Raw genomic sequence first — 15,988 nt, 5'->3', positions numbered from 1 at the left:
TCGTCGTACGGACCGTGCTCAGGGCGCGATCGCTCAGGGGGCCACGGCCAGCCCGTAGCGGGCGCCGGGGACGGGCCCCCGCCAGAACTCCGGCCCGGGCGCCGACGGCGAGATCGGCAGCCTGGACAGGACGCCGCCCGTGGCCCCGTCCTCCCCCGGTACGCCCACCTGCGGCACGTTGTCGTGGCGCACCCACGGGTCGGGGCTCAGCCTCGCCCCGAACCGGTCGCCGGCCTCGGCCGCGCCGGGCACCCCGGCAGTGCTCTGCGTCCAGGCCGCGTCGGTCCCGACGACCTGGACCATCCCGGCGTCGGCGGCGGAGCCGAGGTCCTCGTCGGGGACGCCGACCACGGCGCGCCAGCGGTCGAGGAACATCGACGACACCGCCGTGCCGAAGCGGTCGCCCGCCTCTGCCGATCCCCGCATGCCGGGGGAGTTCTGGTTCCAACCGCTGAAGGCCCGGACCGGCGCCTCCGAGAACCGTTCGACCCGGCCGACCGCCACCGAGCCGGCGTCGGCCCGGCCGTCGACGTCCTCCCGTGGCACCCCGACCACGAGGTTGTACGGTCCGAGCGCACTTCCCATGACGTGGACAGCGGTGCCGAAGCGGTCGCCCTGCTCGGGCGTGCCGGGCATCCCGGGCGTGCCCTGGTTGATCAGGTACAGCCCGTCGGGTTCACGGTCGGTCAACCACAGAAGCACCGCACCCGCGTTCTCGACGCCCCTGACCCGGTGCCTGGGGATGCCCACGGCAACGAGACCGGCGCGCTCGCTGATCGCGCGGCCCAGCGCGGCGTGCGGCGTCGGGTCGCCCGCTGCTCCGGGCGTCGCGAGCGACAGCAGCTCGCCGTCGCGTGGCGTGTCGTCCCGGGCTCCGAGCGTGAACGACGTCACGCGGCCCGCATCGCGCGCTCCGTCGACGTCCTGGCCCGGCGAGCCCACGCGCAGCGGGCGCGGCCTCGGGTCGATGACTTCGACGTCGGACGCCGACGACGCGAGGGACGCGCCGAACTCGGCTCCGGCCTGGGCGACCCCGGGGACGCCGGGCGAGTCGGCCGTGTACCGCCCGCGGAGGACGAACTCCTCGGCCACGAGGTCGTAGTAGTACACGTACACCGCGCCGGCGGCAGGCTTACCGGGAACGTCCTCGTAGGGGCTGCCGACGACAAGCTGGCTGCAGAGCTCGTCGTCGCCCTCCTCCTCGTAGGACGTGAGCTGCGTGACGGCGGTCCCGAAGCCCCAGTCACCGGTGAGCACCTCCGTGCGCGGCTCGCCGAGCGTGCCGAAGCGGACCTCGACGCTGCCGTCCGCGGGGGCTCCGACAACCGAGTCCACCTCCCCGTCCTGGTCGAAGTCGTAGCTCGGGTGCAGGCACTCCGGCTCCGCCGCCGCAGGCGGCGCGACGGCGATCCCGGCGCCGACGGCGGTCGCGGCCGCGAGCGCGAGGCCGGCCGCCCGCCGGACCGACCGTCGGCGTCGGTCGCGGTGGGTCCCGTTCGCACCCGTCCTGTTCCTGGCTCGTCGGGCGTCGTGGTCGCTCATCACGTACCTCCCTGGGCCGAAGCCGCGCGACCCCGTCGCGTCGGCCGTCCCTGTTCCGGTGCAACGACGCTACGCCGCCGCTCCGGGGGCCGGAACCCGTCGGGCGCAGGGATGGCGGGTGAACCTCGGGCCCGGGCGTCAGTAGCGGCGGATCGTCACCCGGTCGGAGACGACCGTGGCGACGTGGCGCGTGTCCGTCGGGACGTACCGCACGCGGAGGTAGACCTTTCCGGGGCGGCCGTCCGCCGTCCTGAGGAACGGCGCCGGGATCGTGACGCGCTGCACGCCGGCGTCGGCGCGGGTGAGCCGCCAGTCGACGTGCGACCGCGTGCGCCAGCCGTCGTGCTTCGCCCGCGGGCTGCGCGTCTCCAGGACCAGCCGGCCGTGCTCCGGCATCCCCGCCGTGCGCACCCGGACCGTCCCCGGCTCGCTCTTCCCGAGGTTCGCCCCTGCCCGGAACATGCGGTCCTTCATCGTCAGCGTGACCTTCGGCTTCGCCTTGTCGACCCGCTGCTTCCAGGTCCGCTTCGACGCCGCATCGGTGGGGGCCGAGGGTACGAAGGTGGCCGTGAGGTTCCGCGCGCTGTGAGGCGGGAGCTTCGTACCGCTGACGAGGAACGATGCCGTGCCGTACGTGACCTTCGCGGACCCGATCTTCCCCTTGCTCGCCGAGATCAGGTCGACCCGGCCCTGCGGCTTCGCCCCCGACGCCGACACCGTGACCTGGACGCGCCGCGAGGTCCCGTAGGTCCAGGTCCTGGCCGTCGAGACGGAGACGGCCGTCGCCCGTTCGGGCTTGACCGCGACGTCGCGGACCACGACCGGCGCCTCGAACGTGGGGCTCGTCAACCGCACGACCACCCGGTGCGCGCCGGCCGGCATCTGCGCCGGGTCGACCGAGAGCGTGGTCCGTCCGTCAGCCAGCGTGCCGCGCGCGAGACGCCGCTCCGGGTCCGCGTCGCCGTCGACCTCATAGCTCGCCTCCACGTAGCCGTCCGGTGTGCCTCGGTCGGACGTCGCCTCGACGACGAGGTCGAAGGGAGCCCCGTGCTGCCACGAGGCGGGGATGGTTGCGTTCAGCGTCGTGGGCTTCGGAGCGGCCGGGCTACCCAGTGCCCACCGGGAGATGATCTCGCCGGTCGCGGCGTCCCTCTGCGTGGCATAGACGTACCACCGGACCGGTGCCTCGGTCCCGGTCAGGTCGAAGCTCGCGACCCCGTCGGCCAGCTCGGCTCGAGCGAAGGGCGTACCGCCCGGAGCGCGGGTGGCGAGCTCGACCGTGCCTTCCTGCTGCAGGTCGGTCCCGGTGAGGTCGAACTGCACGTTCGTCGCGTCGCCGTGTACCCAGCGCTGCGGCGCGAGGACCGCCGTCTCGAGCTGGTCTACATGGAAGACGACGGAGGCCTCCGCCAGGACGGTGTTGGCCCAGATGTCCCGGTACTGGAACCTGACGACGTGGTCGCCCGGGGCGAACTTCACCGCCGGCAGATCGACGGCGACGCGACCTTCCTCGACCTGCCTGAGGCTGAACGAGCGGCCGTCGAGCCAGCCGCGTAGAGTGGCGTTGCGATCCGTGGGGATCGGGATCCCACCGTCGGTCACGAGGACGTCCACCGTGACGACCTGGCCCTGCCACCACCGCTCGCGAGCGAGCGAGAGCGACATCGAGAGCTCGCCGTCCTCGGTCGCGGCAGCGGGTGCCACCGCCCCCGTCACCACCAGCCCGAACGCCACCAGCCACGTCGTCACGACCGCGACGAACCGACCCTGCTTACCATCCTGCCGACCACGACCCACCGCGCACCCGCTCCCTGAAGACTGGCTGGAAGATATCGGCACATCACCTGCCTGTACAGGGCGAGCTACGGGCCGCCGTCGAGCGCGCCGGGCGTCTACGGTGACCCCATGCTTGCTGCCGTCATCCACGACGCCCGTGACGTCCGCGCCGAAGAGCGCCCGGACCCGACGATCCTCACCCCCGGCGACGCGGTCGTCCGGGTCGTGGCCGCCTGCGTGTGCGGCTCCGACCTGTGGCCGTACCGCGGCGTCACGCCGGTGAAGCGGCCGCGCCCCATCGGGCACGAGCTGGTGGGCGTCGTCGAGGAGCTGGGCTCGGAGGTGACGTCCGCGCAGGTGGGGGACTTCGTGATCCTCCCGTTCACCATGAGCTGCGGCGTCTGCCAGTCGTGCCGCGCCGGCTACCCGGCCGCGTGCGACCTCGTCACCGGCTTCGGCGGCAAGGACCGCGACGGGCACCCCGTCGACGGCGCCCAGGGCGAGCGGGTGCGCATCCCGCTCGCGCAGCACTCGCTGTTCCCGGTGGGCCGCTCCGAGGCCGAGATCGAGGCCGCGGGCCTGGTGCCGCACCTCCTGGCCCTCGCCGACGTCATGTCGACCGGTTACCACGCGGCGTTCTCGGCCGGCGTCTCCGCGGGCGACACGGTCGTCGTGGTGGGCGACGGCGCCGTCGGGCTGTGCGGCGTGATCGGCGCCCGGCTGCTCGGCGCCGGCCGGATCGTCGCGATGAGCCGGCACGACGACCGCGCGGCACTCGCCCGCGAGTTCGGCGCGACCGACGTGGTGGCCGAGCGCGGCGCCGACGGGGTCGCGGCGGTCCGCGACCTGCTCGGCCCTTCGACAGGCTCAGGAGGGACCGGCGACCTCGCCGACGCGGCCCTGGAGTGCGTCGGCACCAAGGAGTCCATGGACACCGCGCTCGACGTCGTGCGCGGCGGCGGCCGCGTCGGCTTCGTCGGGGTGCCGCACCTCGCTCCCGAGCTGAGCGTGCGCCGCCTGTTCGACCGCAACATCACCATCGGCGGCGGCATGGCGTCCGCCCGGCACTACATGGAGACGCTGCTGCCCGAGGTCCTGTCCGGCACCATCGCCCCGGGGAAGGTCTTCGACCTCGAGCTCCCGCTGGCGGACGTCGCCGAGGCGTACGCCGCGATGGACGAGCGCCGGGCCACGAAGGTGCTGCTGCGGCCGTGACTCCGCCTGATCGCGCGAGCGCACGTCCGGACCGGGACCGGCGGCCTCACGCCTCGGCGAGTCCGTTGCGGTAGGCCCAGACGACGACCTGGACCCGGTCCCGGAGGTCCAGCTTGGTGAGCACCCGCCCCACGTAGGTCTTGACGGTCGCCTCCGAGACGAACAGGCGCGCGCCGATCTCGGCGTTCGACAGCCCCTCGGCGAGCAGCCGGACGACCTCCCGCTCCCGCTCCGAGAGCAGCGCCGCCGCACGGTCACGGGCTGCGACGTCCGGCAGCCGCGGCAGCACGTGCGCGAGCAGCCGGCGGGTGGCCGACGGCGCGACGACGGCGTCGCCCCGGTGGGCGGTGCGCACCGCCGCGAGCAGCTCGTGGGTGGGCGCGTCCTTGAGCAGGAAGCCGCTGGCACCGGCGCGCAGGGCGGCGTACACGTACTCGTCGAGGTCGAAGGTCGTCAGCACGACCACGCGGCACGGAGGCACGGTCCCGTCGAGCGCGCCGTCCACCAGCCGCCGGGTGGCCTCGATCCCGTCGACCACGGGCATGCGCACGTCCATGAGGACGACGTCCGCGCGGTGCCGGCGCTGGGCCTCGACGGCCTGTGCCCCGTCGGCAGCCTCGGCAACCACGGTCATGTCCTCGGCGGCGTCCACGACGGCGACGGCTCCCGCGCGGACGAGGTCCTGGTCGTCGACCACGAGCACGCGGATCATCAGCGCCCTCCCCCGGCCGGCGGCGCCGCCCGCACCGGGATCCGCGCCGCGACCGTCCAGCCGTCGGCGCGGCGCACCTCGACCCGGCCGCCGACGGCCTCGACCCGCTCGGCCATGCCCCGCAGCCCTGTGCCCTCCCGCGCGGGCCCGGAGCCCCCCGGCGCACGCGGCCCGCCGCCGTCGTCGGACACCACGACCTCGACCTCTCCCTCGGACCACGTCAGCGAGACCGCCGACGCCGCGCGCTCGCCGGCGTACCGGGCGGTGTTGGTCAGCGCCTCCTGCACGGTCCGATACACGGCGAGCTGCGCGGCCGGTCCGAGCGGTCGAGGCTCGCCCGAGACGTCGACGGCGATCTGACGGCCAGTCCCGCGCACCCGCTCGACCAGGTCCGGCAGGTCGGCCAGGCCCGGTGCGGGGCGGGCGCCGCCGTCCGCTCCAGAACCCGGCGCCTCGTCCGCGGGCCCGGGCCGGTCGGCCGGCCCCGCGCGCAGCACGTGCAGCAGGCCCCGCATCTCCCCCGACGCGGCCCGCCCCGCCTCCTCCACGGCGGCCAGCGCCTCCTGCGCCCGGGCGGGAGCGGCCCGCCCGAGCCGCGCCTGGGCGACGACGACCGCCAGCGAGTGCGCGACGACGTCGTGCATCTCCCGGGCGATGCGCGCGCGCTCAGCGAGCACGGCGCGGTCGGCCCGCGCGTCCTGCTCGGCCACCGCCCGGGCCCGCCGCTCCTCGGCCGCGAGCCGGGCGGCCTCCTGCGCGCGGCGCAACAGGCCCGCCGTCCAGGACGCCGCGAGCAGCGCCAGCAGGAGCAGGCCCAGGAGCCACGGTGCGGGGCCGAAGCCGGAGTCGCGCACCGCCGGGTCGGACGCAAAACGCAGCACGGCGGCAGCGACCCCGAGCGTCCCCGTCACCGCGGGGAGCCAGGGCCGTGACGACCACGCGGCGCACGCGTGGACGGACAGCCAGATCACCAGCGCGGACGGCAGCAGCACGAACAGGCCGGTCAGCGCGAGCTGCCCCCCCAGCGCAGCGAGCACGACGACGTGCGAGGCCACCGGCGCCCGGCGGCGCCAGGCGAACGCGACGTGGACGACCGCGGCCAGCGCGACCAGCGCGGTCGCCGCGCCCGACGGCAGGGACCGGTACGCGATCACCCCGGTGGCGGGCAGCAGGGCGACCGCGATCGCGGCAGCCAGCACGACGTCCCCGCGGGCGGGCCGGACGCTCACGCCACCCCCCGCTCCGCGCGGCCCCCGGTCGGGGCGTGACCCAGCACGCGGCGGCCGTCGTGCGCCTGCAGGGTCGCGGCGAGCAGCGCCACCCCGACGGCGAGCCAGCTGCCGTACGTGAGGGCCACGAGGGCCGTGATGGCGCCGGCGCCGAGGTCCACCGGGCCGTCGCTGACGCCGAGGAGCTGGGCGAGCGTGCCGAACACCATGAGCGCGCCCATCGTCAGCGCCGCCGTCGATCCGGCCCAGCCCGCGGCCAGCAGCACGGGCCGGAGCCTGCCCTCGACGAGCGAGCCGGTCAGCCCGAGCGCGACCAGTGCGCCGACCGCGAACAGCGCGAGCTCCATACCTGGCAGTCCCCCCGTGTAGGGCTCGGGGCGGCCGACCGTCCCGCCGAGCCACCAGTAGATCTTGAGCGACGGGTACGGGACGCACATCGCCACGGCCAGGCACCGCGGCCACCGGCGGCGTCCTGCCGCCCCGGGCCGCGCCTCCCGGCCGACGTCCCAGGTGTACAGCACCGTCGCGACGGCCGCGAGGGCGGACAGCGCGCGCGTGAGCATTCCCGGCACGTCCACCTGCGCGAACTCGCCCGCGGGGATCCCGGTGACGGCGAAGAACGCGCGGAAGCCCTCGAGCGCCAGCCCGCCGGCGCCCCAGAACAGCAGGACGACGGCCGCCCACCCGGTCGGCACCCCGACCCGCGGTCGGCGGGCCGGGCCGGACAGCCAGATCGCGACCAGGCCGACGGCGGCAGCGGCCGGCACGACCCACCGCGGGGCGAAGATCGCCGAGTAGCCCGTGGGCGGGGCGCCCAGCAGGTGCAGCGTGCCGGCGGCCAGTGCGGCGAGACAGGAGACGGTGGCGAGGATCGGTCGAGGTGTCATGCGCACCACCGTGCCCGGGGTCGCCGCCGCCCCGCGTCGCCCACGGGTCGCGGGTCGTCACGACCTGCGACGGACCGAGCCCGGCGACGACGGCGTCGCGGCGGTCCGCGACCTGCTCGGCCCTTCGACCGGCTCAGCAGGGCCCGGCGACCTCGCCGACGCGGCCCTGGGGTGCGTCGGCACCATCGGTCAGTAGCGGCGAATCGTGACCGTCTCGGAACGGACTCGCGCGACCCGGTCCTCGAGGGCCGCCACCGGCCAGTACGCCGCCCGGAGGTAGACACGCCCGCCGCGGCCGTCCGCGGTCCGCAACGTCTTCGGCGGCACGACGATCCGCTGCACGCCGTCGTCCCTCGCGGTCAGGCGCCAGGACGAGCCCCACTGCCTTCGCCACGAGCTGTTCTTCGCGCGGGGGTCGCGAGTCTGCAGGTACAGCCACCCACGCTCAGGCATCCCGGCCGTGCGAACGGTGATCGTCGCAGGGCGCCCGTCGCGGAGCTTGGCGCCGACCGGAAAGCTTTGGCGACCCATGGTGAGTCGGACGACAGGTCGAGCCTTCCGGACGCTCTGTTTCCACGACCTCACCGAGCCGGCGTCGGTCGCCACCGCGGGGACGAACCTCGCGGCGAACGCCTGGCGTCCCGGCGGCGCATCCTTGCCTCCGACGAGGAACGACGCCTTGCCGCCGACGAGGGTTGCAGAACCGAGCTTCCCGTGGCCTGTCCGGATGAGGTCGACCCTTCCGCGCGGTGCCCCGGAGGCCGTCGACACGGTGACCTTCACGCGGCGAGGAGTGGCGAACGTCCACCGCTCTGGTGTCGAGACGGACACCCGCGTGGTGCGCCGCGGGAGAATCGTGACGGCATGCGTCGAGCGCGCGTACGCGAACTCGGGATGACCGCCCCCGTACTTGACCTCGAGGGACCGCACCGACACCGGGATGGACGCGACAGGTACGCGAACGACGGCCTTCCCGTCCACGAGGGTCGCCGTCGCGATCGTCACGAGATTCGGCTCACCATGGGGGTTCTCGACGTACCCCACCATGGCACTGCCCGGCGGCACACCCTGCGGGGAAGTCACCGAGACCGGGATCTTGACGACCGCACCCTGTTGCATCGTGGTAGGGACGGTGGCCGTGATCGCCGTGGGCTTGCTCCGCACGTCCGGCCGGAGTCTCCACGTGGAGACCAGCTCGCCGGCATCCGTACGGTGCTCAAACCACAGCGAAGACAAAGGGTCCAGTTCGTGACCGTCGAGCGCAAGGGTCGCGACACCGTCGGCGAGCGGGGCGCTCAACCCGCGAGCCGGCAGCTCGATCCTGCCGTCTCGGGGATCGTCCGTCCCGGCCAGGTCGATCTGAAGCGTGGTGGGGTCCCCGTAGTACCAGGACCCCGGCGACAGCAGTGGCCGTCCCGGGTCGTCGAGGCGGAGGGTGAACGACGCCAACGACAAGCATCCGCAGGGGACCTCGGTCGCGCCGGCCACATGACGCACCTCGACCGAGTGATCACCCGGTGCGAACATGTCGGTAGGCAGCCTCACCGTCCGCCGGCCGTCGGGCAGAAAGGACCATAGCGTGGGGTCCCCGTCGACGTAGACGGCCACCACGGCTTCCTCGACCGGGCTCCCCTCGGCATCCGTCACGGCCACGTCGACGTCGACGACCTCGCCCGGCCACCATCGGCCGTCCGGAATGGACACGACGGTCGTGGTCTCGCCGTCGTCCACCGCCTCCGCCGGAGCCACAGCTCCCGCCAGCACCAGCCCTACCGCTGCCAGCCACGTCGTGACGACCGTGACGACCCGTCCCCGCGCACCACCGACCACCGAGCACCCGCTCCCTGAAGACTGCCGGAAAGATAGCGGGAGGATCTATCGGGGTAAAGGGTGAAATTACGGGCGGCCGGCGTAGGGCATCACGTCGTCCCAGCGGATCGGCGACTCGCGCACGGTCAGGCCGGGCCGCGGCGCCTCGACCATCATCCCGCCGGCGGAGTACATCGCCACGTGCCGGATGGTCGACGGGTCGGACGTGTCGTCGGCGTAGAAGATGAGGTCGCCCGGCCGCATGCCGTCGTAGGAGATCTTGCCGACCGCGAGGTACTGGGAGCGCGACGTCCGCTGGATCCACACGCCGGCGGCGTTCCACGCGCCCGACGTGAGCCCCGAGCAGTCGTAGCCCGGGTTGCCAGTGCCGCCCCACTGGTAGTCGATCCCGATCTTCGACCGCGCCCACGCGAGCGCCTCGCGGCCCTGCGCGGCCGAGCCCACGCCCACGCCGCTGACCGGCGGCGCCGGGTCCGGCTCGGGCTCCGGATCAGCCGGCTCAGGCTCCGGAGCGGGCTCCGGTTCCGGTTCCGGCTCCGCCGCGGGGGCGTCGCGGGAGTCGTCGCCCGACGGGTCCGACGAACCCTCGTCGGCGGGCGCCTCCGGGGCCGCGGGCGGCGGGTCCGCCGCCTCGTTCGTGTCCGACCGCGCCCCCGACGCCGCGTCCGACGCCGCGTTCGACGCCGCGTCCGACGCCGAGGCGGCCACCGCCGCCTCGCGCGCCCGGCGCTCCCGCTCACGCTCGGCCTGCTCCTGCCGGGCCTGCTCGCGCTCACGCTCCAGCTCGACGCTGGTGCTGCGCAGCTGGGCCAGGCGGGCGTACAGCCGGTCCCGCTCCGCCTCGGCCGCGGCCGTCTGCGCGGTGAGCGCCGCCGCCGCGTCCCGCGCGGCGGCGAACGCCGACCGGGCCTCCGCACGCGCCTCGGCCAGCTCGACGCGTGCCGCGTCCCAGCGCGCGTCGGCGTTCTGGGCCGAGGCGCGGACATCGGCCTGGGCGGCGACGGCGAGGGCGTTCTTGCGGTCCACGGCGCGCTGCGCGGCGCCGCCCGCGACGACGTCATCGACGTCGTGCGCCCCCGCGACGACCGCGAGCGGACCGGGCCCGCCCGCGCGCGCCGTCGTCCGGTAGGCGTCGGCGAGCGCCGCGCGCGCCTCCGCCTGGGCGGTCCCGGCTCGCTCGGCACGCCCGGCAGCGACGTCCGCCTTCTCCTGCGCGGTCGCGACGCCCTCGCGCGCCTCGGCGTAGTCCTCGGCCGCGGTCTGCACCGCGGCCTCGGCGACGGCGAGCTCGCCGCGGATCGCGTCGAGCCGCGCCTGCGCGCCCGCGACGTCGAGCTGCGCGGCGTCGACGGCGGCGTGCGCCGCGGCGACGTCGTCGTCCGTGGGCGGGTCGGCCCACGCGGCCGTTCCCCCGACGGCGGGCACGACGGCGAGCAGCGCGGCCGCGAGGACGGCCGTCGCGCGGGCGGGGCGCCTCGTTCCCCGGCCTCGTTCCTGCGGTCCTGGGCGGCGCGGGCGCACCTGTCGCCTGCGGGCCATGTTCTGCTCCTCCCCTGGGCAGCAGTCCTGGGCAACCTCGCCCAGGCTCACCCACCGCCCGCCGGAGCGCCACCGGAACAGCACGTCGCGGCGCGCCGAGCAAGGCGACACGCCGTCCAAATCCTGGTCTCGTATGCTGGGACCTGCCTGTCGGCCTCGCGCGCCGGCGGTTACCGTCGTCCGCATGACCCGCCGAATGTGCCGCTGACCCCCGCGCACGTTCGCCTGCCTGCGGTCGCCCGTCGTCGCAGCCTCCTGCCCCTCGTGCGCACCCTCTGCCCGTCAGCCGCCGAACGCCCAGGAGCAGCACATGAGCACCCCCATCGCCCCCGCAACGGGGACGTCGTGTCCCGCCGAGGCCGGTCCGACCCGCCGCGGGGACGAGGCATGAGCCTCACGGGCGGGCAGCGGCCCGGCGACGCGCGCACGACGCACGTGCTCGTCGGCGGGCTGCCGGACCGGCGGGAGGGCGGTCTCGGCCGGCGCCCCGCCGACGGTCCGGCGCGCACGCCGGACCGGAACACCGGCCGTCCGGCCGACGGCTCCCCCGCCCCGGCCGTCCCGACGTCGAGGGCGCGGGTCAAGCCGCCGGTGCCCGCCACGGGCGCGTGGCGCGACGGCGACCCGGTCGCGGCGCGGAGGTTCGCCGACGTCGGCGCGGTCGAGCTCGAGGCGGGCGGCGTCCTGCCCGGCGTGCGGGTGGCCTACGAGACATGGGGCGAGCTCGCCCCCGACGGCTCGAACGCGGTCCTCGTGCTGCACGCCCTCACCGGCGACGCGCACCTCGCCGGCCCGGCCGGCCCGGGGCAGAGCACCGCGGGCTGGTGGGAGCAGATGATCGGCCCGAGCGCGCCGATCGACACCGACCGGTACTTCGTCGTCGCGCCCAACGTGCTCGGCGGCTGCCAGGGCACCACCGGCCCGTCCTCCGCCGCGTCCGACGGGCTCCCCTGGGGCGGCCGGTTCCCCCGCATCACCACCCGCGACCAGGTGGCCGCGGAGATCGAGCTGACCCGTCAGCTCGGGATCACCGGATGGGAGCTTGTCATCGGCGCCTCGATGGGCGGGCTGCGGGTGCTGGAGTGGGCCCTCATGGGCCCGGAGGCCGGGATCGAGGTGCGCAACCTGGCGCCGATCGCGACGACCGCGCAGACCTCCGGCGACCAGATCGCGTGGTCCCACCCGCAGCTCGGCGCGATCCGCGCCGACCCGCGCTGGCGCGGCGGCGACTACTACGACGCGGCGGACGGCGAGGGGCCGCACGCCGGCCTCGCCATCGCACGGCAGATCGCGCACACGACGTATCGCACGGCCGCCGAGCTCGACGTACGGTTCGGGCGGCTGCCGCAGGGCGGCGAGGACCCGCTGGCCGACGGCCGGTACGCCGTCCAGTCGTACCTCGACCACCACGGCGACAAGCTGGCCCGGCGTTTCGACGCCAACTCCTACCTCGTGCTCACCGAGTCGATGCTCAGCCACGACCTGGGCCGCGACCGTGGCGGCGTCGAGGCCGCGCTGTCGCAGATCACGTCGCGGGCGCTGGTCGTCGCCGTGGACTCCGACAGGCTGTTCCCGCCCGAGCAGGCGGGGCGCATCGCGGCCTGGGTGCCGGGCGCGGAGCCGCTGCGGATCGTGACCTCCGACTTCGGGCACGACGGCTTCCTCATCGAGTTCGACCAGCTCGGCCCGATCGTCGCGGACTTCCTCACCGGGGCGAGCGTCGAGACCCCCGAGGGGTGAACCGGGCGTAGGCCCGTCCGCTCGGGCGGCGGGTGTCGGAGGGCGTGCGTAGCGTGGCTGGTGGCCGCCGGCACGGCGGCCCTCGTCACCCCTGCGCCACCCGGAGGAGACAGCAATGGCCCGGCTCAACCCGTACCTCAGCTTCAAGAACCAGGCCCGCGAGGCTCTCGAGTTCTACCGGTCCGTGCTCGGCGGCGAGCTGGACCTCAGCCTCTTCGGCGACATGCCCGCCGATGCCGGGATGCCCATCGAGGAGTCCGACAAGGAGCTGGTCATGCACGGCCAGCTCGACACGCCCGCGGGCCTCACGCTCATGGCGGCCGACACCGGCTCGATGATGCCCTACGTCGCGCCCACCAGCGGCGTCACCGTGGCGCTGACCGGCGGCCCTGAGGACCACGAGTACGTCGCCGCCGCGTACGAGAGGCTCGCCGAGGGCGGCTCGGACGCGATGCCGTTCGAGAAGGCGCCATGGGGCGACTACTACGGCCAGGTCACCGACAAGTACGGCATCAGCTGGATGTTCGACGTCGGCACGGAGTAGACCCCGGCCGACCACGACTCAGCCGAGCAGCGCCGCCTCGCGACGGCCTGCGAGCTCGGCGAGCTCGGCGTCGACGGCGTGCTCCCGCTGGGCGAGGCGCGCCCGCACGCCGTCCACCGCCTGACCGGCGGCCAGGACGCGGTCCTGCGCCTCGGCGATCCGGTTGCGCACGGACCAGTCCGTGAAGACGTTGTCGAACCAGACGTCGAGCGTGCGGGTGAAGCCGTCCACCGCGACGCCGCCGACCCCCTGCTCGCCGAGGTCGCCGAGCTCCACGGTCAGGTGCCGCAGCGCGGCGTCGGCCTCGCGGAGCAGTCCCGCGGCGCGGTCCAGCTTGTCGTGCTTGACCATGCTCGCGAGCATGCCGCCGTCGAAGAACGTGTCGTAGGTGGACCAGCCGTCGGCGCTGCGCAGGTGGCCGGCGGCCGCGCCGAGCGCCCCGGCCGCGTGCTCTGCCGCGGTCTGCGCCTGGGCGATCTCGACCTGCTCGGCGCGGAGCGCCCCGGTGCGCTCGGCGACCTCCGCGAGCCGCGCCGCGGCCGGGCCGCCGCTCCCGTGCACCCAGGCCTCCTTCGCCGCGAGGGCGGAGACCCACCGGGCTGCCACGTCGCCGAGGGCGTGCAGCGCGTGGTCGACGGCGGAGAGCTCCCGCGCCGCGGACGTCACGCGCGCTTGCGCGGTGGCCGCGACGTACTCGGCGGCCTGCTGCTCGGCCCGCTCCGCGTCGAGGCGCTCGTCACGGTTACCGCGCAGGCCGGCCCAGACCCGGGCGAGGCTCAGCGACTCCAGCCGCGCGACGTCCGCCGACTCGTCCGCGAGCGCCGCGCGGGCCGTCGCCAGCTCGGCCTCCGCGGCCCGCAGCCCGTCCTCGGCGAGCCGTCGGCGGGCCAGCTGCTGATCGCGCTCGACGACGGCGCGACGGGCGCCGGCGAGCTCCGTCTCGATGCTGGTGGGGGCGCTGCGGGGGCCGACGGGCTCGGGGGCGTCGGACGGCGACGAAGGCATGGCGCACAACCTACCGGCCCACCGGCCGCAGTAGGTTGGAGCGCATGCTCGCCGCCACCGTCGCCCGGTTCTCGCCCGACTCCCCGCTCGACGGCCTGGAGGTGACCGAGCGGCCGGAGCCCGCCGGGCGCGAGCACTGGACCACGGTCGAGGTGCGGGCCGCGAGCCTCAACCACCACGACCTGTGGTCGCTGCGCGGGGTCGGGCTGCGTGCGGACCAGCTCCCGATGACGCTCGGCACGGACGCGGCGGGCGTGACCCCGGACGGGTCGCGCGTGGTGGTGCACGGGGTGATCGGCGCGGACGGGCACGGCGTCGGCCCGCGCGAGCCGCGGTCCTTGCTGTCCGAGCGCTACCCCGGGACGCTCGCCGAGCGCGTCGCGGTGCCGACGGCGAACCTCGTGCCGCTGCCCGACGAGCTGTCGTTCGCCGAGGCCGCCTGCCTGCCGACGGCGTGGCTCACCGCGTACCGGATGCTGTTCGGCGCGGCGTCGCTCGCGCCGGGCGACCGGGTGCTGGTGCAGGGCGCGGGCGGCGGCGTCGCGACGGCCACGATCGTGCTGGGCGCGGCCGCCGGGCTCGAGGTCACGGCGACGTCGCGCTCGGCGGCGAAGCGGGCCCGGGCGCTGGAGCTCGGGGCCGCGCACGCGCTCGAGCCCGGCGAGCGGGTCCCCGCGCGGGTGGACGCCGTCGTCGAGTCGGTCGGGCAGGCCACGTGGGGGCACTCGGTACGGTCCGTACGGCCGGGCGGCACGATCGTCGTGTGCGGCGCGACGTCCGGCGACGCGCCGCCCGCCGAGCTGACCCGCATCTTCTTCACCGAGCTGCGTGTGCAGGGCGTGACGATGGGCTCGCGCGACGACCTGGCGGCGCTGGTGCGGTTCTGCGCGCGCACCGGCGTGCGCCCGGTGATCGACGCTCAGGTGCCGCTGTCACGTGTCGGCGAGGGCCTGGCGCGCCTGGCCGCGGGCGCGCAGCAGGGCAAGATCGTCGTCCTCCCCTGATGCTGTGAGCATGATGGTGGCCCACTTTCGCATCTGAAAGTGGGCCACCATCATGCTCACAGCGCCCCGGGGGGTCAGGCGAAGTGGGCGCGGTACGCGTCCAGGAGGGAGCCCGGGCCGGCGGCGAGCCGCCAGACGTTCCAGCCGTCCGCCGTCGGCGACCCGGAGGCCGCGGACGCCGCGTGGTCCGGGTGCCGGTACCGACGCCCGTCGGCCAGCTCGATCACGCCGTCGGGGTGCAGCACCGCCTCGAAGTGCTGGCGACGCCGCGGCCGCGACCACAGGATCGCCGTCGGGCGCCCGAGCCGGCGCGCGAGGTCGACCAGGTCGCCGTCCACCTCGTCCGACGACGCCGGCCAGCCGGCCTGCGTGGTCTCCTCCGGCGGCGACCACGCGCCAGCGGGAGCCGTCAGCGGGTCGGCGGCGGGCCGTGCCTGCCAGTCGTACCCCTCGGCGGCGGGACGCTCCGGCAGCGGGTCCGCCCAGTGGCCGTCCAGACGCGGCGCGTCGAGCGGCGGCACCCGAAGCCGCGGAGGTTCGAGCGGCGGCACCTGCAGGCGCGGCAGCTCGTCGTCCGCCCCGGACCAGCGCGGCTCCGGGATCGCCGGCTCGGCCTCGGGCGCGGACCACGGCGCGGGCACCGGCAGGTCGAACGCCGGGGCCGCGACCGCGGCGAACGCCTCGCCGAGACCCGGGGCCCGGGAGGCGCCGGCGGCCCGGTCGTGCGGCTCGGGCGCGTGCGGCGTCGGCTCGGGCGCGTGCGGCGCCGGCTCGGGCGCGCTGAACCGCTCCGCCCGCGACCGGCGACGCACCGGCGCCGTCCGACGGCCCGAGGGGACGCCGCCGGGGAGCGACGTCGGCAGCGCGTCGCGGCGGGGCGCGCCGAAGTCTCTTGGCTCGGCCGCGACGTCGGGCGAGACGCCGGGCGGCGACGCGGCGCCGCGCTCGCCGGGCAGCGGCAGGGC

The 15,988-nt window shown here is 75.7% G+C and carries 14 protein-coding genes; 5 read left to right on the top strand and 9 right to left on the bottom strand.

Annotated features, from left to right (window positions below):
- Positions 1–33: 33 nt before the first annotated feature.
- Together ABD254_RS13820 and ABD254_RS13815 are read right to left on the bottom strand one after the other, a co-directional pair.
- Complete coding sequence (locus ABD254_RS13820; RefSeq protein ID WP_344249000.1) at positions 34–1,542, bottom strand: hypothetical protein; 1,509 nt, start codon at positions 1,540–1,542, stop codon at positions 34–36.
- Positions 1,543–1,680: 138 nt separating this feature from the next.
- A complete protein-coding gene (locus tag ABD254_RS13815) occupies positions 1,681–3,291 on the bottom strand; it encodes a hypothetical protein (protein ID WP_344248999.1) in 1,611 nt (536 codons plus the stop codon).
- A 156-nt stretch (positions 3,292–3,447) separates the two neighbouring features.
- On the opposite strand from ABD254_RS13815, the gene ABD254_RS13810 reads away from it, so the two are divergent.
- Positions 3,448–4,533: a zinc-binding dehydrogenase gene (locus ABD254_RS13810; RefSeq protein ID WP_344248998.1), complete on the top strand. Its 1,086-nt coding sequence runs from the start codon at positions 3,448–3,450 to the stop codon at positions 4,531–4,533.
- A gap of 46 nt (positions 4,534–4,579) precedes the next feature.
- On the opposite strand, the gene ABD254_RS13805 is transcribed toward ABD254_RS13810, so the two are convergent.
- From ABD254_RS13805 to ABD254_RS13795, 3 genes are read right to left on the bottom strand one after another with little or no spacing between them, the layout of a single operon-like run.
- A complete protein-coding gene (locus ABD254_RS13805) occupies positions 4,580–5,245 on the bottom strand; it encodes a response regulator (RefSeq protein WP_344248997.1) in 666 nt (221 codons plus the stop codon).
- Positions 5,245–6,474, bottom strand: coding sequence for a sensor histidine kinase (locus ABD254_RS13800; protein ID WP_344248996.1), 1,230 nt, complete (start codon positions 6,472–6,474; stop codon positions 5,245–5,247). Before ABD254_RS13800 ends, ABD254_RS13805 begins: the two co-directional genes overlap by 1 nt.
- Positions 6,471–7,361 carry a hypothetical protein gene (locus ABD254_RS13795; protein ID WP_344248995.1) on the bottom strand — a complete coding sequence of 297 codons (891 nt, stop codon included), beginning with the start codon at positions 7,359–7,361 and terminating at the stop codon, positions 6,471–6,473. Before ABD254_RS13795 ends, ABD254_RS13800 begins: the two co-directional genes overlap by 4 nt.
- Here ABD254_RS13795 and ABD254_RS13790 point away from each other — a divergent pair.
- A complete protein-coding gene (locus ABD254_RS13790) occupies positions 7,360–7,557 on the top strand; it encodes a hypothetical protein (RefSeq protein ID WP_344248994.1) in 198 nt (65 codons plus the stop codon). The genes ABD254_RS13795 and ABD254_RS13790 overlap by 2 nt on opposite strands.
- Here the strand turns inward: ABD254_RS13790 and ABD254_RS13785 are convergent.
- The gene (locus tag ABD254_RS13785; protein ID WP_344248993.1) at positions 7,551–9,092 is read right to left on the bottom strand and encodes a hypothetical protein; all 1,542 of its coding nucleotides are present in this window, start codon (positions 9,090–9,092) and stop codon (positions 7,551–7,553) included. The genes ABD254_RS13790 and ABD254_RS13785 overlap by 7 nt on opposite strands.
- Positions 9,093–9,257: 165 nt before the next feature.
- Positions 9,258–10,730, bottom strand: a complete 1,473-nt coding sequence (locus ABD254_RS13780) for a C40 family peptidase (protein WP_344248992.1) — start codon at positions 10,728–10,730, stop codon at positions 9,258–9,260.
- Positions 10,731–11,117: 387 nt separating this feature from the next.
- Here ABD254_RS13780 and metX point away from each other — a divergent pair, with 387 nt between their 5' ends.
- Together metX and ABD254_RS13770 are read left to right on the top strand one after the other, a co-directional pair.
- Positions 11,118–12,470 carry a homoserine O-acetyltransferase MetX gene (metX, locus tag ABD254_RS13775; RefSeq protein WP_344248991.1) on the top strand — a complete coding sequence of 451 codons (1,353 nt, stop codon included), beginning with the start codon at positions 11,118–11,120 and terminating at the stop codon, positions 12,468–12,470.
- A gap of 115 nt (positions 12,471–12,585) precedes the next feature.
- Positions 12,586–13,014 carry a VOC family protein gene (locus ABD254_RS13770; RefSeq protein ID WP_344248990.1) on the top strand — a complete coding sequence of 143 codons (429 nt, stop codon included), beginning with the start codon at positions 12,586–12,588 and terminating at the stop codon, positions 13,012–13,014.
- A gap of 18 nt (positions 13,015–13,032) precedes the next feature.
- On the opposite strand, the gene ABD254_RS13765 is transcribed toward ABD254_RS13770, so the two are convergent.
- Positions 13,033–14,019 (bottom strand): coiled-coil domain-containing protein, encoded by a 987-nt coding sequence (locus ABD254_RS13765; protein WP_344248989.1) that lies wholly within the window; start codon positions 14,017–14,019, stop codon positions 13,033–13,035.
- A 44-nt stretch (positions 14,020–14,063) separates the two neighbouring features.
- Between ABD254_RS13765 and ABD254_RS13760 the strand changes: the two genes are divergently transcribed.
- Complete coding sequence (locus ABD254_RS13760) at positions 14,064–15,023, top strand: zinc-binding dehydrogenase (protein WP_344248988.1); 960 nt, start codon at positions 14,064–14,066, stop codon at positions 15,021–15,023.
- 74 nt (positions 15,024–15,097) lie between these two features.
- On the opposite strand, the gene ABD254_RS13755 is transcribed toward ABD254_RS13760, so the two are convergent.
- A partial coding sequence (locus ABD254_RS13755) for a restriction system modified-DNA reader domain-containing protein (RefSeq protein ID WP_486326998.1) occupies positions 15,098–15,988 on the bottom strand: 891 nt, incomplete at its 5' end.

Origin of the sequence: Isoptericola hypogeus, from assembly GCF_039531145.1 — a bacterium.
GTDB lineage: Bacteria > Actinomycetota > Actinomycetes > Actinomycetales > Cellulomonadaceae > Isoptericola > Isoptericola hypogeus.
The sequence above is the reverse complement of the archived record's forward strand: the minus strand, read 5'-3'. Positions and strand labels throughout refer to the sequence as shown.